Below are 19,155 nucleotides of genomic sequence, written 5' to 3'. Positions count from 1 at the left end.
TGCAGCTCAGGGGGAGGGACCGGACCGGGTCTCGTCCGGGACGGGGGCAGGGTAGGAGCCCGCCGGGCGGGGGTACAGGGGTCCGTGCGCGGGCGGGCGGGGACAGGGACGCCCGCGTCCGTTACCGTCCCGGGCGTGACGGTGGTCACGCGGAACTGCGTGCGCGTGAGCGGGCCGGAGGGGGCCCGGCCGATGGTGCTCGCGCACGGGTACGGCTGCGACCAGACGATGTGGCGGGCCCTGGTGCCCGAGTTCGCCGTCGACCACCGGGTGGTCACCTTCGACCACGTCGGCGCCGGCGGGTCCGACGTCTCCGCCTACGACCCCGTCCGCCACGGCACCCTGCGCGGCTACGCCGAGGACCTCCTCGACGTCGTCCGGGAGCTGGACCTGACCGACGTCGTCCTGGTCGGCCACTCGGTGAGCGCGATGATCGGCGTCCTGGCGGTGCAGGCCGACCCCGGCCGGTTCGGGGCGCTGGTGATGATCGGCCCGAGCCCCCGCTACGTCGACGACGAGGACTACACCGGCGGCTTCAGCCGGGCCGACGTCGCCGCGCTGCTGGAGTCGCTCGACAGCAACCCGGCGCAGTGGGCGGCGGCGCTGGCCGCGGTGGTCGCCGGGCCGGACCACCCCGACGTCGCCGCGGAGCTGGCCGCGAGCTTCTGCCGCACCGACCCCCGCATCGCCCGCGACTTCGCCCGGGTCACGTTCCTCTCCGACAACCGCACCGACCTCCCCGCGGTCCGGGTCCCGACGCTGGTGCTGCAGTGCTCCGACGACGCGATCGCGCCCGAGCCCGTCGGCCGGTTCGTGCACGCGCAGGTCCCGGGCAGCGTCTTCCGGCGGCTGGCCGCCACCGGGCACTGCCCGCACCTGTCCGCGCCCGAGGAGACGACCGCGGCGATCCGCGCCTTCCTCGGGGGCCCGGCCGGCCTGTGACCGACCCCGCACCGCCCCCGGACCGGCTGGAGCAGCCGGAGGGTCTCGCGCGGCTGCTGGAGGAGGACCCCGCCGACCTCTACGAGAACGCCCCCTGCGGCTACCTGTCGATGGTCCCCGACGGGCGGGTGGTCAAGGTCAACCGCACCTTCTGCACCTGGACCGGCCGGGAGCCCGGCGACGTCCGCGGCCGGCGGCTGCCCGACCTGCTCAACGCCGGCGGCCGGGTGTTCTACGAGACCCACCTCGCGCCGCTGCTGCGGCTGCAGGGGGCGGTCCGCGAGGTGGCGCTCGACGTGGTCCGCGCGGACGGGTCGGTGCTGCCGTGCCTGGTCAACGCGGTCGAGGTCCGCGACGAGGACGGGCAGCCGCTGCTGGTGCGGGCCACGGTGTTCGAGGCGACCTCGCGGCGGCGCTACGAGCGGGCGCTGCTCACCGCGCAGCGGGCCGCGGCCGAGTCCGAGGCGCGGGCGCGGACGCTGCAGCAGGTGGTCTCCGAGCTGGCCGCGGCGGGGTCGGCCGAGCAGGTCGCCGAGGTCGTCGTCCGCCGGGCGCGGGCGGCGGTGGAGGCCGGCGGCGCCGCGCTGTGGCTGGCCCTCCCCGGGCCGGAGGGGGCGCCGCTCCCGGTCGCGCTGGCCGCCAGCGACCACGTGGCGCCGCACCTGCTCGGCGAGCTGGCCGCGGCGGCGCGGGACGGCGCGGAGCTGGTCCGCACCGGCGGCGTCCGGTCGGTGCCGGTCGGGCCGGCGCTGCGCGACCGGTGGCCGGGGCTCGCGGAGGCGATGGCCGAGGCCGGGCAGGAGGCGGTCGTCGTCGTGCCGGTGACGGCCGCCGACGACCGGCACCTCGGCGCGCTGGTGCTGGTCCTCGGCGTCACCGACGACAGCGAGCTGATCAGCCTGGCCGAGCCCGGTGCCCGCGGCTCCCTGGCGCCGGCCGACGCCGACCTGCTCGCCACCCTCGGCCGGCAGGCCGGGCAGGCGTTCGAGCGCGTCCGGCTGCACGAGGAGACCGTCCGGCAGGCGGCCCGGTCGGCGTTCCTGCTCGAGGCCGCCCGGCTCATGGCCGCCGGGCACGGGGTCACCGAGACGATCGCCGGGCTCGCCGAGCTGACCGTCCGCCGGCTGGCCGACGTGTGCGTCGTCGACGTGCTCACCGAGCACGGGCTGGCCGAGCCGGTGGTCGCGCACGCCGACCCGGCCCGCCGCCCGCTGGTCGAGGAGCTGCGCGACGTGCACCTGCCCCGCCGCGACGGCGCGCACCCGAGCGTGCGGGCGCTGACCCAGCACCGCACGGTCTGGCTGCGCGGCGCGGCCGACGCCGAGCTCGCCCGGGCCACCACCAGCCCGCGGCACCGGGAGGTCACCCGGGCGCTGGAGCTGGCCGACCTCGTCTGCGTGCCGCTGGTCGCGGAGAACCGGCCGCTCGGGGTGCTCTCGCTCGCCGCCGACGTGCGCCGCGGCCCGTTCACCGAGGCCGACGTCGAGACCGCCGAGCAGCTCGCGCTGCAGATGTCGCAGGGCATGGACGTCGCCCAGCGCCACGAGCTGGACGAGCACACCTCGCACACGCTGCAGGCCAGCCTGCTGCCGCCCGCGCCGCCGGCGGTCCCGGGGTACGCCGTCGCCGTCCGCTACCTGCCGGCCAGCCGCGGTGCCGACGTCGGCGGGGACTTCCACGACGTCGTCCCGCTGCCCGGCGGCGAGGTGGCGCTGGCGGTCGGCGACGTCGTCGGCCACGACGTGACGGCCGCGGCGACGATGGGCCAGCTGCGCAGCGTGCACCGCGCGCTGCTGGTGGACCGGCCGGGGCCGGCGGCGCTGGTCGACCGGCTGCACGGCAGCTGGCCGCTGCTCGGCCTGCCGCGGATGGCCACCGCGCTGTTCGCCCGGCTGCACCCGCCCACCGGCGGGCTGCGGATCGCCTCGGCCGGCCACCCGCCGCCGCTGCTGGTCGAGGGCGGGCGGGCCACACTGCTCGACGTCCGCCCGGGCCGGCTGCTCGGCGCTCCGCCGGGTCCCGCCCCCGAGTGGCGCGGCCGGCTGCGGCCCGGTGCCACGCTCGTCCTGTTCACCGACGGGCTGGTGGAGAGCCGCACCGCCGACATCGACGAGGGGCTGGACCGGCTGTGCGAGGTCGCCGCCGCGGCCCCCAGGGACACCGGCCCGGACGCCCTGTGCGACCGGCTGCTCGACGCGCTGGCCGGGCCGCGCCGCGCCGACGACGTCGCCCTGCTCGTCCTCACCCGGCTGCCGGTCGAGGGTCTGGCGGGCCGGGAGGAGGAGGCGGACCATCGCAGCCACCGCCCCGTCCGCGGGGCCGGGCGCGAGGAGGCCGCCGTGGAGCAGACGCGCAGTGAGCTGACCGACGTGCTCGAGGGCGCGACCGGGGACGTCACGGTCTCCGGGGACGCCATGCGCTGGACGCCGGGCCGGGCGGAGCCGCCCGAGCCGGCCCCCGCCTTCCCGGGGATCGACGTCGCCGCGGGGCTCGGCTCCGTGCTGGGGCTGGACCCCGTCGCGGTGCGCCGGCTGGTCACCGGCGCCGTCGACCGGCTCACGACGGTGGCCGGTGACGTGGCCGACGGGCTGCGCCAGCTCGCGCGGGACGCGTTCCCCGGCGGCGACGACCGCAGCTGACCGCGTCCCCGCCCGGCGGGCGGAGGGCGTCCGACACACCCGGGCGCGGGTGTTGCCCCCGGGTGCACGGTAGAACCGAGGGCGACAACTGCCACGCCGACGTGGGGACGTGTCCGTCATGAGCAGCAACCAGTTGACCCTGGCGCCCGCGCCGCCGTCCGAGGCGGCCGAGCGGGTCCGCCTGGAGGTCCGGGAGTTCCTCGCGCAGGAGCTCGCCGCGGGGACCTTCACCACGCACGTCGACACCTGGCTGTCCGGCGTCGACCCGGAGTTCTCGCGCAAGCTCGGCGCCCGCGGCTGGCTGGGCATGACCTGGCCGAAGGAGTACGGCGGCCACGAGCGCACCGCGCAGGAGCGGTACGCCGTCACCGAGGAGCTGCTCGCCGCCGGCGCCCCGGTGGCCGCGCACTGGATCGCCGACCGGCAGTCCGGGCCGAACCTGCTGCGCTACGGCACCGAGGCGCAGCGCAAGGACATCCTGCCGCGCATCGCCGCGGGGGAGTGCTACTTCGTCATCGGCATGAGCGAGCCCGACAGCGGCTCCGACCTCGCCTCGATCCGCACCCGCGCCACCCGCAACGCCGACGGCGACTGGGTGGTCAACGGCGCCAAGATCTGGACGTCGAACGCGCACCACTCCCACTACGGGATCGTGCTGGTGCGCACCGGCCCGCCCGGGGAGGGCCCGCGCGGCAAGCACCAGGGGCTGACCCAGCTGCTGGTCGACCTGTCGCTGCCCGGCATCACGGTCAACCCGATCCGCATCCTCGACGGCGGCCACCACTTCAACGAGGTGGTGTTCCAGGACGCCGTCGTGCCCGGCGACATGCTGCTGGGCACCGAGGGCGCCGGCTGGCACCAGGTGACCGCGGAGCTGGCCTTCGAGCGGTCCGGGCCCGAGCGGTTCCTGTCCACCTGGCCGCTGCTGGCCGAGTTCGGCCGCCGCGCCGCGGCGTCGCAGGACCCGGCGCAGCTGGCCACGCTGGGCCGGCTGTCCGCGCGGGCGCTGGCGCTGCGCCAGCTGTCGCTGCGGATCGCCGCCGCGCTGGACCGCGGGGAGCTGCCCGACATCCCGGCCGCGCTGGTCAAGGACATGGGGACGACGTTCGAGCAGGACGTCGTCGACGAGGTGCGCCGGGTGGTCGACGTCCCGGCGTCGCTGGACAGCCCCGACCCGCTGGGCCGGGCGCTGGCCGAGGCACAGCTGCACGCGCCGGGCTACACGTTGCGCGGCGGCACCAACGAGATCCTCAAGGGGATCGTGGCGCGCGGTCTGGGCCTGCGATGACCACAGCGAGTGAGCATCGCAGGGAGCGCCAGCGACCGAGGAGCGGAGCGAGCGCGGCGTCGAGCCGAGGGGTGGAGCGATGAGCGATCAGGACCTGGTGGTCGGGACCGTCCGGGACATCCTGTCCGGGCACGAGCCGTTCGTCCTCACCGCCGAGCGGCCGTGGGACGAGGGCCTGTGGTCGGCGCTGGCCGAGGCCGGGCTCACCGGCGTCGGGCTGCCCGAGGAGGCCGGCGGCTCCGGCGGCGAGCTCGCCGACGCCGTCGCGATCGTGCGCACGCTGGCGGCCGGCGCCGGCGCGGTGCCGGTGGCCGAGCAGCTGCTCGTGGCCGGCCCGGCCGTGGTGGCCGCCGACCTCGACCTGCCCTCGCCGGAGGAGCCGCTGACCGTCGCCGTCGACGGGACGGTCGCCGCCGAGCCCTCCGACGACGGCGACGGGCCCGGCCGGTTCACCCTCTCCGGCACCGCCACCGACGTCGCCTGGGCGGGCGTGGCCCGGCACGTCGCGGTGCTGGCCACCGCGCCGGCCGGGATCGAGGGCGCGGTGCTGGCCGTCGTCGATGCCTCGGGGCTGACGGCGTCGCGGGCGGTGAACCTGGCCGGGGAGCCGCGCGGGTCGCTGGTGCTCGAGGGCGTCGGCGCGCGCGGCGCGCTGCTCATCCCGGCGCGGGCCGCGGAGGTGCGCGCCCGCTACGCGCTGGCCCGCGCGGTGCAGATCTCCGCGGCGCTGGAGCAGGTGCTGGCCTGGACGGTGCAGTACGCCGGCGAGCGGCAGCAGTTCGGCCGGCCGCTGGGCAAGTTCCAGGCGATCCAGGTGGAGCTGGCCCAGATGGCCGGGGAGGTCACCTCGACCGCCGCGCTGGTCGACGCCGCCGTGCAGGCCCTCGGCCGCGGCGAGGCGACGATCGGGCTGGCCGCGGCCGCCGCGAAGGTGCGCGCAGGGGAGGCCGTCGAGCGGGTGGCCAAGCTCGCCCACCAGGTGCACGGCGCGATCGGGTTCACCCAGGAGCACCGGCTGCACCACCTCACCCGGCGCTGCTGGTCCTGGCGCGACGAGGCGGGCAGCGAGCTGACCTGGTCGCGGTTCCTCGGCGCGGGCCTGGTCGCCGCCGGCCCGCAGGACGTCTGGCCGGCCTTCACCGCCGTCGTGTGATCGAGGCGCCTCCTCGCCTTTCGCGCGCGGAAGGCGAGGAGGCGGGGGACTCACACCGTCTCGGGCACGCGCAGGTGGGCGAGGACGAGGTCGAACTCCTGGGCGTCGGTGATCTCGAGCTTCATGGACCGGGCGAAGTCGTCCCGGGAGGCGCGGGCGTGGGCACGGCCGGCGTCCATGTCCTCGCGGTCCTCGAAGGTCACCGCGGACGCGGCCCGGCCGCCCTCCCGGTCGACCATGAGGCTCACGCTGCAGAACCCGGGGTAGTCCTCCATCCGCGGCACCATGACGCTGCGGTAGGCGTCGAGCACCCGGTCCAGCCCGGCGGGGTCGGCGCGCCACCAGGTCACCCGGGTGCACGCGCCGGCCGGCGCCTCCGAGCGGCGGTGCATGACCGCGACCTCCCACTCCTGGACCGTGACGTCCCCGCCGAAGACCTCCGCGGCCTGCTCGCGCAGCGTGGCCGCCCGCTCGGCGCTGGCCCGCATCGACTCGACGTCGCGCCAGGACGAGGTGACGACGGCCCGGCCGGTGGCGCGGTCGGTGAGCATCGACAGGCCCACGAACCCGCGCATGTCGGCCAGCGCGGGCATGACCTCGTCGCAGACGAACGCGATCCCGTCGTCGAGCTTCTCCGGTGTGCCCGCGACGGAGGTCGAGCGTGCGTACATGGCCGCTCCTCTCTGGGGCGGCGCTGCCCGGGCGGCACCGCCGCGGGCGTCAGCCTGCTCCGGCGGCGGCCCGCCGGGAAGGGGGGTACCCCGGCGCGGGACGTCCGGGACCGTCGGTGAGCCCGCGGATACTGGGTGCATGCAGACCGCGCTCGTCCTCGTCCACGACGCCGACGCCTCCCGCGGGCACCGGCTGGTCGGCACCCTGCGCCCGGCGCTGGAGGCGCAGGGGCTGACGGTCGTCGTCGGGACGACGGTCGGTGACTCCCCGCTGCTCACCGACCTGCCCGACCCCGCCATGCTGCGCACGCTGGTGGTTATGGGCTCGGGCGCGGCCGCCCACGACGACGAGGTGCCCTGGCTGGCCGCGGAGCTCGCGTACCTGCGGCGGGCGGTCGACGCCGGGACGCCGGTGCTCGGCGTCTGCTTCGGCGGGCAGGCGCTGTCGCGGGTGCTGGGCGGCGTGGTCGCGCAGGCGCCGCAGGGCGAGCACGGGTTCCTCGACGTCGGGACCGCCGACCCCGCGCTCGTGCCGGCCGGCCCCTGGTTCGAGTACCACGGCGACCGGTTCACCGTGCCGCCCGGCGCGGTGGAGGTCGCGCGGACCGACCGGGCGGTGCAGGCGTTCACCGCGGGCCCGCACCTGGGCGTGCAGTTCCACCCGGAGATCGACCCGGGCGCGTTCTCCGCGTGGGAGGAGACCTGGGAGCTGACGGGTCCGCCGCCGCCGGAGGCCGCCGCGCTGGTGCCCGGGCTGCGCCGGGAGATCGCCGAGCGGGAGCCGGAGGCCGCCGCGGCCTGCGCCCGGCTCGTCGAGGCGTTCCTCGACCGGGCCGACCGCGTGCGGCTGACGGAGGAGGAGACGGCGGCCTGAGCGCGGGCGCGTTCGGCAGGATGGGTGCCCGTGAGCGCTGACCGGCACGGGCACACCCACCGCCTCGACCTCGACGACGCCACCGTGCGGGAGTGGGACGCGACCGTCGTGGCGGCCGACCCCGAGCAGGGGATCGTCCTCGACCGCTCGGCCTTCTACCCGGGCGGCGGCGGGCAGCCGCCGGACGAGGGCGTGCTGCTGTGGGGCGGCGTGCGCACCCGGATCGCCGGCACCCGCAAGGGCGACGAGCTGTACCTCATCCCGGTCGAGGGCGACCCGGTGCCGCCGCCGGGCACCGCCGTCCGCGGGGCGCTCGACGACGAGCGCCGGACCGCGCTCATGCGCACCCACTCGGGCCTGCACGTGCTCACCGGCGTGGTGCTGCGCGACTTCGGCGCCAAGGTCACCGGCGGCAACATGGAGCCGCTGACCGCGCGGATGGACTTCGACCTCGCCGAGGTGCCGGCCGACTTCAAGGACCGCGTGGCCGAGGCGGTGAACGCCGAGATCACCGCCGACCGGCCGATCCGGGTCCGCACGCTCCCGCGCGACGAGGCGTACGCCATCCCCGACCTCATCCGGACCGCGACCGACCTGCTGCCGCCCGACATCGAGCAGGTGCGGATCGTCGACATCGTCGGTCTCGACCTGCAGGCCGACGGCGGTACGCACGTCGCCTCGACGGCGATGGTCGGCCGGGTCGAGGTGGTCAAGATGGAGAACAAGGGCCGCGGGTTTCGCCGGCTGCGCATCCGCGTCGTTTAGGTCGGGGAGGTCCCGGTACGCCCCGTAGCCGTGATCGACGAGCATTTCGGATGGAGTCGTTCTAGTCTGCGTCCGTGCGGGAGGGGACTTCCACACGGGGGTCGGTGAGCAGCGCCGGGGTCGCTGACTGGCCCCGTCGGGTCCTCCTCCTGGTGGGCCTGGTGGCCGGCATCTACACGCTCCTGGTGGTCGTCTCCACCTCGGCGCGCGCCGAGGACCCGCCCGCTCCGGACGGCTCCCTGCTCGGCAGTGTGGTCGAGGAGGTCGACGAGGTCGCCGTCGAGCCCGTGGTCGAGCCGGTCGTGGAGTCCGTGGTCGAGCCGGTCGTCGACGTTCCCGCTGAGGCGCCCGAGCCTCCTCCCGTCCCCGAGCCCGCTCCCGTCCCCGAGCCCGCTCCTGCGCCCGAGCCGCCTCCCGTGCCCGCTCCGGAGCCGGGCGCGGGCACTTCCGCGGAGATGCCCGAGCCGGTCATCGAGGTGCCCGTCCCGGTCGTCGAGGACGTCGTCGCCCCGGTGGTGGAGACCGTCGGCGAAGCGGTGAGCGAACCGGTCGTTCCGGTGGTCGAGACCGTGACGGAGCCCGTCGTTCCGGTCGTCGAGACCGTGACGGAGCCCGTCGTTCCGGTCGTCGAGACGGTGGCCGAGCCGGTCGTTCCGGTGGTCGAGACCGTGACGGAGCCCGTCGTTCCGGTCGTCGAGACGGTGGCCGAGCCGGTCGTTCCGGTGGTCGAGACCGTGACGGAGCCGGTCGCGCCGCTTGCGGAGACGGTCACCGAGCCGCTCGCTCCCGTCGTCGAGGCCGTGACCGAACCGGTGGCTCCGGTGGCCGAGACCGTGACCGAGCCCGTGGCTCCAGTCGTCGAGCCGGTCGTGGAGACCGTGACCGAGCCGGCGGCGCCGGTGGTCGAGCAGGTCGTCCCGCCAGTGGTGGACACGGTCGCCCCGGTCGTCGAAGCGGTCACCGAGCCCGTCGTCCCCGTGGTCGAGGATGTCGTGGCCCCGGTGGTGGATCCGGTCGTCCCCGTGGTCGATGCCGTCACTCCGCCGGTGGTGCCGGTCGTCGAGACGGTCACGGAACCGATGGCTCCTGTCGTCGAGGTCGTCGCGCCGGTGGTCGAGGTGGTCACCGGTCCTGTGGCTCCGGTGGTCGAGCCGGTGACGCCCGTGGTCGAGACGATCACCCAGCCGGTCGTGCCGATCGTGGAGACGGTGACCGAGCCGCTCGTCCCCGTCGTCGTCGAGGACGTCGTCGCACCGGTGGTCGGGTCGGTGCTCGACCCGGTCACGCCCGTCCTCGGGGCAGCCGTCGATCCGCTCGTGCCCGTGATCGAGACGGTCACGGCACCCGTCGTGCCGGTGACCGAGGTCGTCACCGGGACGGTCGGACCGGTCGTCGACACGGTGGTCGAGCCCCTCCTGCCCGTCGCCGTCCCGGTGGTCGAGGCGGTGGCGCAGCCGCTCGAGCCGGTGGTCCAGGCCGTTGCGCCGGTGGCGGATACCGTCGTCGCCCCGGTGACGGAGGTGGTCGCTGCCCCGGCGGCGGAGGCCGTCGCGCCGGTGGCCGAGCCGGCCGCAGCCGCGGTCGAGGCCGCAGTGGCGCCGGCCGCCGGCACCGCCACTGCGCAGGTCGCGGCTGCGTCGTCTGCTCCGGTCGCGGAGGCCGCCCCCGTGGCCGGGACTGCCACCGTCCGGACCGCGCAGGCCCCCGGGCTCGCCGCCGCCCCGGCGACCGTGGCCGTCGTGCTGACCGCCCCGAAGGTCGAGTGCGGCGCAGACGACGACGCCACCCCGAGCACGGCGGCCAGGACCACGCAGCGGCAGCAGGCCACGGCTCCCCGGCCCGCAGACCCGCCGTCGCTCGAGAACGACCTCCCCACCGAGCCCACGGCGCCGGTGGCGCCCGAGCCGCGGCCGATCGCGCCGCCGGCGCCCACCATGTCGGCCTCGACCTGGCTGACCACCCTGGCCGCGATCTGCCCGTCGGGCGTGCCGGCCACCGCTCTCTGCACCGTCCCGGCGCCGACGTCGGCCTCCGCCGTCGTCGCCGCCGTCCTGCGCGACCCGTCCTTCTCTCCCGACTGACCTCCCTGCCAGGCGCGCACCAGCCGCCGGCCGAGGTCGGGGATCCCTCCCGCACCGCACCGCCGACTGGGCGCTGCCTTCCCGGGCGTGACCCTGACCTGGCTCCCGCTGGGCCGGGGCCACCGGGCGGGGAGGTATCGGGGCTGGGGGTTCCGCGCACCGGTCGGTCGCGCGGCACCCCTGACCTCCCCGCCCAACACTCCGGACGACGGGGGCGGTGGCGACACCGGCGCCCCGCCCCCGTCGACCGATCCGACCATGACATCCGGGGGACGCCGGACCGCCACACGCGCGTCATGTTGCTGTGCTAGTCATGACGTCATGACGACTTCGTGCGCGCTGCGCCCGCTGCCGGACCGCGCCACCGTCGTCGACGTGTACGGCTCCCGGTTCCTGCTCGAGTGGCTCGACCGGGACATCCTCGCCACCGCCGCAGCGACGGCCCGGTGCGGAGCCGGGGTCGAGCGGGCCGAGGAGCGCGCGGCCGGTTGACCCGGGGGTGCTTGTCCTCGGGTCCGGCCGTCGGGCACAGTGCCGCGCGTGCTCCCCTGGATCGTGCTGACCCTGGTCCTGCTCGTGCTCGTGCTCACCGGCATGTCCACGGCCGCGGTCCGCGCCAGTCGGCGGAAGGCCCGTCGCCGGGAGGCCGCTCGCCGGAGCCCGCGCGGTGAGAACGCCCGTCGCCGCAACGCCCGTCGCCGCAACGCCGGCCGCCGTTCGGGCGGCGATGGCTGGTACGGCGACAGCGGGAGCTGGGGCGACGGCGGACACCACGGCCACCATGACGGCGGCGGCTGGGGCGGCGACTCCGGCGGTGGGGGAGACGGCGGCGGCGGAGGCGGCGGGGACTGACCCGCGCGACGACCCCTGGCGCTGCGGCCCGTCGTCCGGCACGGTGCCCGGCCGTGGCCGCGCTCTCGATCCTCGCCGTCGTCGCGATGGCGTTCTGCTGCATCCTGTCCTGGCAGCGTCCCCGGCCCCGTGGCGGTGACGGGAGCTGGTCCGGCGGCGACTGGGTCGACAGTGGCTCCGACGGGGGCTCCGACGGCGGCGGGGACTGAACCCGGGGTCGGAGGGCCCTGTCGGCCGGCCCGCACGCGCGGGACCTTTCCGCCATGACGGCGATCGTGGTGCTCGGCGTCCTGGCGGTGGTCCTCCTCCTCGCCCTCGGCCTCCAGCGGTACCGCGTCGGTGCCGAGGGGCGGCGGGGCGTCGAGACGCGTGAGCGGGTGGTGCACCACCACGCGGCCCGCTACCTCGCCGGCGGGGGAGCGGTCGGCGCGGCCGGCGGCTTCGACGGCGGCGGGGGCTTCGACGGCGGCGGAGGCGGCGGTGGCGGCGACGGTGGTGGCGGCGGGGGCTGAGGGCCGGTCGCGCTGACGGCGCCGTCCCTTCCGGACGGCACCGTCAGCGCACAGGGACCGTCAGCGGCGCTCGTCGTCGGGCCGGTGCCCGATGCCGCCGGGCCCGTGCGACGCCGGCACCTCCTCGCCGGCGGCCACCGGCCCGGGCGGGGTGCCGTCCCCGAAGGGGGAGCCGCCGAGCTCCTCGCGCCCGTGCGGGGTCAGCCAGTTCGACGTGTCCGGGCCCATGGGGATGACCTGCGTCGGGTTGATGTCGGCGTGGACGACGTAGTAGTGCTCCTTGATCTGCGGGAAGTCGGTGGTGTCACCGAACCCCGGCGTCTGGAACAGGTCGCGCGCGTAGCCCCACAGCGCCGGCATCTCGGACAGCTTCTGCCGGTTGCACTTGAAGTGGCCGTGGTAGACGGCGTCGAAGCGGGCCAGGGTGGTGAACAGCCGGACGTCGGCCTCGGTGATCGTGTCGCCCATGAGGAAGCGCTGCGCCGACAGCCGCTCCTCGAGCCAGTCCAGCGCCGTCCACAGCCGGTCGAAGGCCTTGTCGTAGGCGCGCTGGGAGCCGGCGAAGCCGCAGCGGTACACGCCGTTGTTGACCTCGGTGTAGACGCGCTGCATCACCTCGTCCATCTCGTCCCGCAGGTGCTCGGGGTAGAGGTCGGGGGCGCCGTCGCGGTGGTACTTGGTCCACTGCGTGGAGAAGTCGAGCGTCATCTGCATGAAGTCGTTGGTGACGACGGCCTTCGTCGGGACTTCGACCATCGCCGGCACCGTGATCCCGCGCGGGTACTCGGGGTCGCGGGCGAGGAAGGCCTCCTGCAGCCGCTCGTAGCCGAGCACCGGGTCGCGCCCGCCCGGGTCGAGGTCGAAGGTCCAGCTGCGCTCGTCGTGCGTGGGCCCGCAGATGCCCATCGACATGACCGGCTCGAGGCCGAGCAGCCGGCGCACGATCGCGGCGCGGTTGGCCCAGGGGCAGGCGCGGGCGATGACCAGCCGGTAGCGGTCCGGCTCGACCGGCCAGTCGCTCGAGCCGTCGGCGGTGATCCGGTCGGTGATGTAGTTCGTGTCGCGCTTGTACTCCTGGCCGTTGCTGACGTAGCCGGATCCCTGGTCGTCGCTCACACGATCAACTCTCGCCGACCGCGACTCCCGCCGCCCGGCGGACCGGGGTGACCCGCAACTCCCCAGGGGTACCGAGGTGGTCCGCGCCGGCTCGTGCTCTGCCCACACCGGCGGGGCAGAGCACGAGTCGGCGGAGGACTACAGCCGGGACGTCGTCGCGTCGTCCTCCTCGCCGCCGAAGTACCGGTCCAGGACGGCGCGGAACACCGGCTGCTCGGGATCGGCGTGCGCGAACAGCGTCATCGACGAGCGGAGCTTCACCGCGTCGACCGGCCCGAGCACCGCGGCGGCGTCGGTGCCGGGCAGCTCGGTGAGCGCCTGCGCGGACTCGACCAGCCGCGGGCCGAGCACCGGGTGGGCCAGGTAGGCGCGGGCCTCGTCGAGCCCGGAGATCGCGAAGCGCTGCGCCGTCGCGCTGCGGCCGAGGCCGGCGACCTGCGGGAAGACGAACCACATCCAGTGGCTGGTCTTGTGCCCGGCGCGCAGCTCGGTGAGCGCCTGCGCATAGGTGTCGGTCTGCGCCTCGACGAAGCGGGCCAGCCGGTACGGGTCGTCGTCGGTCATGCGCAGGGACTTCCCCCGGTCCGCCGGGCGACACCCGGGTGCCCGTACTCGCGCGCCGCTGCCCCGCACCGCCGCGGGGAGCTACCGCGGGACGACCGTCACGGTGCAGCGGAGACCCGGCGCCCGCGCGAGCCGCCCGTCGGCGGTGACGAGCGGGCAGCCGAGGGCCTCGGCCAGTGCGACGTAGGTGGCGTCGTAGGCGGTGAGGTTCCCCCGCAGCTGCCAGACGCGGTCGAGCAGCCCGGTGACGGGGTGCCGGGCGGCCCCGAGGCGGCGCCAGGTGTCGAGGGCCGCCCACCCCTGGCCCGGCGTCACGGAGCCCGTGGTCGCGGCCCGCCGCAGCGCGCTGGCCACCTCGACGTCGACCAGGTGCGGCACCTGGATCCGCTCCCGCGCGAGCAGGTCCCGGGCGGCGCCGGCGTTCAGCAGGCCGGAGACGACCGCCGAGGCGTCGGCGACGATCACCGCCCCGCGCGCTCGGCGTCCAGGTCGGCGACGACGTCCTCGGCCGGGATCCCCAGGTCGGGCAGGGCACCGAGGAGCGCGGGGTTGTCCGCGCGGCGCGAGGCCTCGGCGAGCTCGCGGACGGCCAGCGCGCCCACGGACGTCGCCTCGCGGGCGGCGAGCCGCTCCAGCCGCTCGACGACCTCGTCCGGGACGTTCCGCAAGTACAGCGTCCTCATGTCGCAGGATGCTAGCAAGTTGCGAGCAGTGCGCGGGCGGCTCAGGCGGCGCCGGCCTCCGCCTCGTGCTGGGCCTTGGCCGCCTCGGTCAGCGTCCGGGCGATGGCCCGCACCGCGGCGCCGGTGACGGGGACGCGGCGCCGCTCCACCCGCGCCGGGACGCCGCGCCGCTCGACCGGAGCGGGGCGCGGGGCGGGGACGGCCGCGGGTGAGGACTCCCGGGGCGGGAGGGCGTCGCGGCACCAGCGCTCGCAGTCGGCCAGCAGGTTCCCGGTGGTGAGGGGAGCGGCCATGACCGTCTCGAGCCGGGTGCGGGGGTGCATGCGGTCCTCTCGTTCCTGGGCCGTCGTCGCGCCCGTTCCCTACTCGTATCGGCAGGCCGGGCGTCAGGCGGAACGGCGCGCCGGTGCTGCCGTTGATCATCGCCTGCGTGCCGCCCGCACCGGCGTGTCCGCGCGTGTCGCGTGCACGCAGCCGATGATCAACTGGCGCGCGGTCACGCCGGCAGCAGCGCCTCCAGGCCCTGGTCCGACTCGGCGGCGAGCGCCCGGCCGACGGCGACCGCGTGCGTCATCCGCAGCGACCCGGACAGCCAGAGCAGGACGTCGTGCAGCCGCACCCGGCTGAGGGGGCGGCCGAGCAGCCGCGCCGTCGCCGTCTCCAGCGCGGCGAACGCGTCGGCGTTGGCGGTGAGCTCGCGGTGCACGATCGCCGCCGGCCCGCTGTCGCCCTCGCGCAGGTGGCCCCACAGCTGGCGGCGGGTGTGCCCGTCGGTCAGCGGCACCAGCGCGGGGGAGCGGTGGTGCAGCGCGGCGACGACGTGCCGCGCCCCCGGCCCCTCGGTCGCCGACCGCAGCGCCGCCCCGACCGTGCCCGGCTCCATGAGCACCGAGAACTCGTCGGCGGGCAGCTCCCACATCGGGCGCCCGGCCGCGCGGTCGACCGCGGCGGCGTAGTCCGCCCAGACGTCGTCGAGCCGGCCGCGCACCTCGCGCCACCCCGCCGGGTCGAGCCGGCCGTGCAGGCCCTCGGCGAGCAGGACGTCGCGGTCGGTGGGTCCGTCGCCGGTCTCCGGCGGCTGCCCGTCGAAGCGGTCGAAGGCGTAGGCGAGCACCTGCACCCACCGGCCCTGCGGCACGCTGGGGGAACGGAAGAACAGCGGACGGCGGCCGCGCGCGTACCCGAGGACGGCGGCCAGCGCGGTGACCAGCGGGACCGGGTCGGGCCCCGCGCTCGGGAGCACGAGGGCAGCCGCCTCCACTCCTCCCGACACGGGCCCCATTCAACTCCGTCCGCGGCTCAGCGCGGCCGAAGCGGCAGGACCCGCGCCGGGGGAGTCGTGTCGTCGCCGGCACCGTCGTCGGGCAGGTGCAGGCGGCGCGGGTCGGCGACGTCGAACACCCGGCGGAAGGTCTGCACGGCGAGCTCGGCGGCGTCCCGGGCGTCGTCCGGGTCGACGACCCCGGCCGGCGTCCCCGCGCCCGGGTACCAGGTGACGCTGTGGTTCGGGGAGCCGCCGTGCGGGTCGATGGGGTCCCAGCCGACGGCGCGGATCCGCTCGTCGAGGACGGCGGCGCGCGGCGCGAGGTCGTCGAACAGGCGCGGGTCGCAGCACTCGCCGAGCAGGCTCGTCCCTTCGTTCATGAACTGCACGTAGGCGCCGTCGGGCACCTGCGCGATGACGAACCGGCCGTCGCCGAGCCGCTCGAGCAGGCCGGCCAGCCGGCGGCGGAAGGGCTCCCACAGGGCGGCGTCGCGGTCGTACCTCGGCACGCCGCTCATTCTCGGGGACGGTGGCGGTCTGCCCTGGCATGACGATCGACCTGGGACCCGCAGCGGCCGCCACGGCGGAGGTCGTGGCCGGGATCCGCGACGACCAGCTCACCGCCCCCACCCCGTGCGAGGGCACGACCGTGGCCGGGCTGCTCGGCCACCTCGCCGGGCTCGCCTACGCCTTCCGCATGGCCGCGGAGAAGACGCCGGTCGACGGCACCGCCTCCACCGACCCCGCGCACCTGCCTGCCGACTGGCGCACCTTCATCCCCGCGCAGCTGGACGCGCTGGCCGCGGCCTGGCGCGACCCCGCGGCGCACGAGGGGATGACGGCGGCGGGCGGTGTCGAGATGCCGGGCGAGGTGACCGCCCTCGTCGCGCTCGACGAGGTCGTCGTCCACGGCTGGGACCTCGCCGCCGCCACCGGCCAGCGCTACGAGGTGAGCGACGCCGACGCCGACACCTGCCGCGCGTTCGCCGAGTCCTTCGGCGACGACCGCCCGCCGGACCTGTACGGCCCGGTCGTCCCGGTGCCCGCCGACGCCCCCGCGCTCGACCGCCTGCTCGGCGTCACCGGCCGCGACCCGGGCTGGAAGCCGCCGGCCTAGCCGAACCGCCAGAGCACCGGCTCGCCGCGGCAGTCGCTGACCACCGACGCGCGGCCGGACCCGTCGACGTCAGCCCCGTCGACCGCGCCGCCGTCGCACAGCTCCACCTCGGCGACCACCTCGCCCGCGGCCAGGTCGACGCTGCGCTGCAGCACCCGCGGCACCTCGCCGTCGGCCACCGTGTCGACGAGCGTGGCCTCGTCCCCGTCGACCGTCACCAGGGCCGGCAGGTCGCCGGGCACGGTGGCCAGCACCTCGGAGCCGCGGGCGATCGAGACGTCGCCGGACCCGCCGACGGTCGCGTACACGTGGCCGTCGACGACGGTCAGCGGGCCGGCGGCACCCGGGCCGAGCGGAACCTCGCCGATGACCTCCAGCTCGCCGTCGATGATGACGACGGACGCGCTGCGCCCGGTGTCCGTGGCGACGACGACCAGGCCGTCCCCCGAGGTGTGCAGGTCGCGCGGCGTGCCGGGCAGAGCGACCTCGTCGCGGACGACGCCGCTCTCGGGGCCCACCGCGACCAGTCGGTGCGTGCCGTCGATGCCGCTGAGCGCGAGGTGCAGCACGCCGTCCCTGACGACGGCGTCGAGCGCCGCGACGTCGGCGGCACCGAGCGTGCCGACCGGCCGCGGCGCACCGACGCGCCGCAGGTCCGCCTCGACGAGGGCGACGCGGCCGGCGGCGAACCCGACCACCACCACGCCGTCGCCGTCCGCGGCGATGCGGGTCAGGCCGGGCCGCTCGGAGTCGAGGCCGCGGAGCGGGACGGCGGCGACGGTGCCGTCGGCGGCGACGTCGGCGAGGGTGAGCGGGCCGCCGGGCGGCGCCAGCAGCGCGACCGACCGGCCGTCGTCGGTGGCCGCCACGTCGAGCACCTCGGCGTCCGCGCCCGCGACGTCGGTCAGGGACACCCTCGTCGGCCCCGGGATCGCCGTGCCCGCGATCGCCCCGCCACAGCCGGTCAGCAGGAGAGCGGCGAGCACGAGCCCGGGGCTGGGGCGCATGTCGGCGAGTGTGTTCTCGACGTGAGGACGCCGACAAGGAGTCGCGGCGCGGCCCGGCGCACGAGCGGGCCTGTGAGCTGGTCAGTCGTAGGGGTTCGTGAGGACGGCGGCGGCCTCGACGACGTCGAACGTGACCGGTGGGCCGTCGGTCGTGGTGGTGCCGGGGACGTCGGCCGGCGCGCTGCCGTCGACGGTGAACGTGGCGCCCCAGGTGACGGTGAGCGACGCGGTGTACGTGCCCGAGCGGTAGAGGTGCTCGGTGGCCTGCTCGGGATAGGCGCCGCCGGGGACGGTGGTGGTGAGGGTGGGCGCGGCGGGGTCGCCGGTGCGCCAGGTGTAGCGCTGCGCCTCGGCGACGATGACGACGGCGTAGCCGCGGACGTCGACGGTGAAGGTCTGGGTGGTCGGGGCGTCGGTCCAGAAGACGACGGGCAGCCCGGCCAGGCCCCGGCCCGGCGGTGCGTGTGAGGTGGTCAGCTGCGGCAGTGGCAGCCGCTGGAAGTAAGCGAACACCTCCTCCGGCGACGGCGGCGGGTTGAGCGCCGTGATGTCGATGCACGCCGTGCGCAGGGTCTCCCACGAGCCCAGCAGGCTCCCCGGCGGAAGACCGGGAGGCACTGGCAATACAGCGGTCCCATCGGGACGGACGATGGGCCGCTGCTGGACAGAGAGGTAGCGGACGACCTGACCAAGTTCGGCTGGACAGACCTCAAAGTCGACGGCGGTACACGAACCTGCTCGCTCGTCCGAGATTACGCAGGGCGGGACAAGGCGCCACACATAGTCGAAGGCCGCAGCCCCTCCTCCGCTAACGAGGTCCGTGACAGCTCCGCCGGAGTACTCGACCGTGGCAGCCCCGTCCTGCAGATCTGTGTTCGGACAGCGGTCCCACCCGCAGTCTGCTGCGGCTGGTGAAACCCCAAGGCAGAGCAGCAGGAGTGCCAGCGCCCCACACATCAGGCTCCGACGGCTCATCCCAGGTTGAACTCCGTGACGAACCAACTGCCAAGTTCTGATGACCAGGTGAGATAGAGGCCAGAGCCGAGATTCGTGACTGCAGGCGGACCGACCTCGATCACGCTTCCGGCGGTATCCGTCTTGGAGACGGCGGCAACACTCGCTGCAAACGACAGAAGGGCTCTGTCTTCCTCAAGATGGGGCGTTGCTACAGCACCTACTGCGACGTCACCGCCGGCGTACCGCTGGCTAGCAGCAGCGACTTCGTCGTAGTTGTTCGCGATCCGCCAACATTCATCGCAGTTCGGCCCGAGGTCGCGCAGTGGCTGCCCGGCCGGGATGGCGCGCTGCCGATTGAGCAGGTCGATCCAGTAGCGGAGGAAGGCCTCAGCGCCAGCGGCGTCCTGGGTGCGGGCCTCGGGCGGTACGGGGAAGTCAGCCGGGCCTACTACCGGCAGCGCCTCGGTGGTGGGCGCCGGGGCCGACGTCGTCGGCAGGCTCGTGCTCGGCGCCTCGTCGTCGTCACTGGCCGCGCAGGCGGGCAGCAGCAGTGCCGCGCCGAGGACCACCGCGATGAGGCTCGTCCGTCCGGTGCCGGGGTTCCGCACGATCGCGGACGATAACCAGAACAGCCCCGCTCCGGATCGCACCCTGGGGACAACCCACCCGA

23 protein-coding genes are annotated in these 19,155 nt (G+C 75.9%); 12 read left to right on the top strand and 11 right to left on the bottom strand.

The genetic code is table 11. The features are described 5' to 3' along the window. Positions 1–135: 135 nt before the first annotated feature. The 4 genes from ACI79L_RS13480 (at position 136) to ACI79L_RS13465 (ending at position 6,022) form a co-directional block, all read left to right on the top strand. Positions 136–942: an alpha/beta fold hydrolase gene (locus ACI79L_RS13480; RefSeq protein ID WP_456937278.1), complete on the top strand. Its 807-nt coding sequence runs from the start codon at positions 136–138 to the stop codon at positions 940–942. Next, positions 939–3,581 (top strand): SpoIIE family protein phosphatase, encoded by a 2,643-nt coding sequence (locus ACI79L_RS13475; RefSeq protein ID WP_456937277.1) that lies wholly within the window; start codon positions 939–941, stop codon positions 3,579–3,581. Before ACI79L_RS13480 ends, ACI79L_RS13475 begins: the two co-directional genes overlap by 4 nt. Positions 3,582–3,699: 118 nt before the next feature. Next, positions 3,700–4,869: an acyl-CoA dehydrogenase family protein gene (locus tag ACI79L_RS13470; RefSeq protein WP_456937276.1), complete on the top strand. Its 1,170-nt coding sequence runs from the start codon at positions 3,700–3,702 to the stop codon at positions 4,867–4,869. A gap of 79 nt (positions 4,870–4,948) precedes the next feature. Then, the gene (locus ACI79L_RS13465) at positions 4,949–6,022 is read left to right on the top strand and encodes an acyl-CoA dehydrogenase family protein (protein WP_456937275.1); all 1,074 of its coding nucleotides are present in this window, start codon (positions 4,949–4,951) and stop codon (positions 6,020–6,022) included. A gap of 50 nt (positions 6,023–6,072) precedes the next feature. Here ACI79L_RS13465 and ACI79L_RS13460 read toward each other — a convergent pair whose 3' ends face one another. Further along, positions 6,073–6,693, bottom strand: coding sequence for a hypothetical protein (locus ACI79L_RS13460; RefSeq protein ID WP_456937274.1), 621 nt, complete (start codon positions 6,691–6,693; stop codon positions 6,073–6,075). A 139-nt stretch (positions 6,694–6,832) separates the two neighbouring features. On the opposite strand from ACI79L_RS13460, the gene ACI79L_RS13455 reads away from it, so the two are divergent. From ACI79L_RS13455 to ACI79L_RS13425, 7 genes are all read left to right on the top strand, one after another. Continuing rightward, positions 6,833–7,567: a type 1 glutamine amidotransferase gene (locus ACI79L_RS13455; RefSeq protein WP_456937273.1), complete on the top strand. Its 735-nt coding sequence runs from the start codon at positions 6,833–6,835 to the stop codon at positions 7,565–7,567. A gap of 30 nt (positions 7,568–7,597) precedes the next feature. After that, positions 7,598–8,332, top strand: coding sequence for an alanyl-tRNA editing protein (locus ACI79L_RS13450; RefSeq protein ID WP_456937272.1), 735 nt, complete (start codon positions 7,598–7,600; stop codon positions 8,330–8,332). 104 nt (positions 8,333–8,436) lie between these two features. Next, positions 8,437–10,413, top strand: a complete 1,977-nt coding sequence (locus tag ACI79L_RS13445; protein ID WP_456937271.1) for a hypothetical protein — start codon at positions 8,437–8,439, stop codon at positions 10,411–10,413. A gap of 321 nt (positions 10,414–10,734) precedes the next feature. After that, positions 10,735–10,905 carry a hypothetical protein gene (locus ACI79L_RS13440; protein ID WP_456937270.1) on the top strand — a complete coding sequence of 57 codons (171 nt, stop codon included), beginning with the start codon at positions 10,735–10,737 and terminating at the stop codon, positions 10,903–10,905. Between the two features lie 63 nt (positions 10,906–10,968). Next, positions 10,969–11,265: a hypothetical protein gene (locus ACI79L_RS13435; protein ID WP_456937269.1), complete on the top strand. Its 297-nt coding sequence runs from the start codon at positions 10,969–10,971 to the stop codon at positions 11,263–11,265. A gap of 53 nt (positions 11,266–11,318) precedes the next feature. After that, the gene (locus ACI79L_RS13430) at positions 11,319–11,474 is read left to right on the top strand and encodes a hypothetical protein (protein ID WP_456937268.1); all 156 of its coding nucleotides are present in this window, start codon (positions 11,319–11,321) and stop codon (positions 11,472–11,474) included. A 54-nt stretch (positions 11,475–11,528) separates the two neighbouring features. Beyond that, positions 11,529–11,777 carry a hypothetical protein gene (locus ACI79L_RS13425; protein ID WP_456937267.1) on the top strand — a complete coding sequence of 83 codons (249 nt, stop codon included), beginning with the start codon at positions 11,529–11,531 and terminating at the stop codon, positions 11,775–11,777. Between the two features lie 60 nt (positions 11,778–11,837). Here ACI79L_RS13425 and ACI79L_RS13420 read toward each other — a convergent pair whose 3' ends face one another. The 7 genes from ACI79L_RS13420 to ACI79L_RS13390 all read right to left on the bottom strand — a co-directional run bounded on the left by ACI79L_RS13420 (position 11,838) and on the right by ACI79L_RS13390 (position 15,922). Then, the gene (locus ACI79L_RS13420) at positions 11,838–12,893 is read right to left on the bottom strand and encodes a glutathione S-transferase family protein (protein WP_456937266.1); all 1,056 of its coding nucleotides are present in this window, start codon (positions 12,891–12,893) and stop codon (positions 11,838–11,840) included. Between the two features lie 138 nt (positions 12,894–13,031). Beyond that, complete coding sequence (locus ACI79L_RS13415; protein ID WP_456937265.1) at positions 13,032–13,457, bottom strand: DUF1810 domain-containing protein; 426 nt, start codon at positions 13,455–13,457, stop codon at positions 13,032–13,034. Positions 13,458–13,538: 81 nt separating this feature from the next. Next, the gene (locus ACI79L_RS13410; protein WP_456937264.1) at positions 13,539–13,922 is read right to left on the bottom strand and encodes a type II toxin-antitoxin system VapC family toxin; all 384 of its coding nucleotides are present in this window, start codon (positions 13,920–13,922) and stop codon (positions 13,539–13,541) included. Beyond that, positions 13,919–14,140 (bottom strand): hypothetical protein, encoded by a 222-nt coding sequence (locus ACI79L_RS13405; protein ID WP_456928873.1) that lies wholly within the window; start codon positions 14,138–14,140, stop codon positions 13,919–13,921. Before ACI79L_RS13405 ends, ACI79L_RS13410 begins: the two co-directional genes overlap by 4 nt. Before the next feature lie 41 nt (positions 14,141–14,181). Then, a complete protein-coding gene (locus ACI79L_RS13400) occupies positions 14,182–14,463 on the bottom strand; it encodes a hypothetical protein (RefSeq protein ID WP_456937263.1) in 282 nt (93 codons plus the stop codon). Positions 14,464–14,636: 173 nt separating this feature from the next. Continuing rightward, positions 14,637–15,413, bottom strand: a complete 777-nt coding sequence (locus ACI79L_RS13395) for a DUF6308 family protein (protein ID WP_456937262.1) — start codon at positions 15,411–15,413, stop codon at positions 14,637–14,639. 26 nt (positions 15,414–15,439) lie between these two features. Further along, positions 15,440–15,922: a TY-Chap domain-containing protein gene (locus tag ACI79L_RS13390; protein ID WP_456937261.1), complete on the bottom strand. Its 483-nt coding sequence runs from the start codon at positions 15,920–15,922 to the stop codon at positions 15,440–15,442. A gap of 29 nt (positions 15,923–15,951) precedes the next feature. Here ACI79L_RS13390 and ACI79L_RS13385 point away from each other — a divergent pair, with 29 nt between their 5' ends. Next, positions 15,952–16,521 (top strand): TIGR03086 family metal-binding protein, encoded by a 570-nt coding sequence (locus tag ACI79L_RS13385; RefSeq protein WP_456937260.1) that lies wholly within the window; start codon positions 15,952–15,954, stop codon positions 16,519–16,521. Here the strand turns inward: ACI79L_RS13385 and ACI79L_RS13380 are convergent. The 3 genes from ACI79L_RS13380 to ACI79L_RS13370 all read right to left on the bottom strand — a co-directional run bounded on the left by ACI79L_RS13380 (position 16,518) and on the right by ACI79L_RS13370 (position 19,093). After that, complete coding sequence (locus ACI79L_RS13380) at positions 16,518–17,528, bottom strand: hypothetical protein (RefSeq protein WP_456937259.1); 1,011 nt, start codon at positions 17,526–17,528, stop codon at positions 16,518–16,520. The genes ACI79L_RS13385 and ACI79L_RS13380 overlap by 4 nt on opposite strands. Before the next feature lie 81 nt (positions 17,529–17,609). Beyond that, the gene (locus ACI79L_RS13375; protein ID WP_456937258.1) at positions 17,610–18,146 is read right to left on the bottom strand and encodes a hypothetical protein; all 537 of its coding nucleotides are present in this window, start codon (positions 18,144–18,146) and stop codon (positions 17,610–17,612) included. 353 nt (positions 18,147–18,499) lie between these two features. Then, the gene (locus ACI79L_RS13370; RefSeq protein ID WP_456937257.1) at positions 18,500–19,093 is read right to left on the bottom strand and encodes a hypothetical protein; all 594 of its coding nucleotides are present in this window, start codon (positions 19,091–19,093) and stop codon (positions 18,500–18,502) included. Between the last annotated feature and the right edge of the window lie 62 nt (positions 19,094–19,155).

Source organism: Geodermatophilus sp. SYSU D00684 (assembly GCF_054050455.1).
Note: the sequence above shows the minus strand (reverse complement) of the source record. Positions and strands in the feature narration are given on the sequence as shown.

Coding starts and splice junctions, on each gene's coding strand:
- ACI79L_RS13440 (WP_456937270.1), top strand. CDS start 10,735: ATGACGACTTCGTGCGCGCTGCGCCCGCTGCCGGACCGCGCCACCGTC.
- ACI79L_RS13470 (WP_456937276.1), top strand. CDS start 3,700: ATGAGCAGCAACCAGTTGACCCTGGCGCCCGCGCCGCCGTCCGAGGCG.
- ACI79L_RS13400 (WP_456937263.1), bottom strand. CDS start 14,463: ATGCACCCCCGCACCCGGCTCGAGACGGTCATGGCCGCTCCCCTCACC.
- ACI79L_RS13390 (WP_456937261.1), bottom strand. CDS start 15,922: ATGAGCGGCGTGCCGAGGTACGACCGCGACGCCGCCCTGTGGGAGCCC.
- ACI79L_RS13385 (WP_456937260.1), top strand. CDS start 15,952: ATGACGATCGACCTGGGACCCGCAGCGGCCGCCACGGCGGAGGTCGTG.
- ACI79L_RS13455 (WP_456937273.1), top strand. CDS start 6,833: ATGCAGACCGCGCTCGTCCTCGTCCACGACGCCGACGCCTCCCGCGGG.
- ACI79L_RS13465 (WP_456937275.1), top strand. CDS start 4,949: ATGAGCGATCAGGACCTGGTGGTCGGGACCGTCCGGGACATCCTGTCC.
- ACI79L_RS13460 (WP_456937274.1), bottom strand. CDS start 6,693: ATGTACGCACGCTCGACCTCCGTCGCGGGCACACCGGAGAAGCTCGAC.
- ACI79L_RS13405 (WP_456928873.1), bottom strand. CDS start 14,140: ATGAGGACGCTGTACTTGCGGAACGTCCCGGACGAGGTCGTCGAGCGG.
- ACI79L_RS13380 (WP_456937259.1), bottom strand. CDS start 17,528: ATGCGCCCCAGCCCCGGGCTCGTGCTCGCCGCTCTCCTGCTGACCGGC.
- ACI79L_RS13415 (WP_456937265.1), bottom strand. CDS start 13,457: ATGACCGACGACGACCCGTACCGGCTGGCCCGCTTCGTCGAGGCGCAG.
- ACI79L_RS13425 (WP_456937267.1), top strand. CDS start 11,529: ATGACGGCGATCGTGGTGCTCGGCGTCCTGGCGGTGGTCCTCCTCCTC.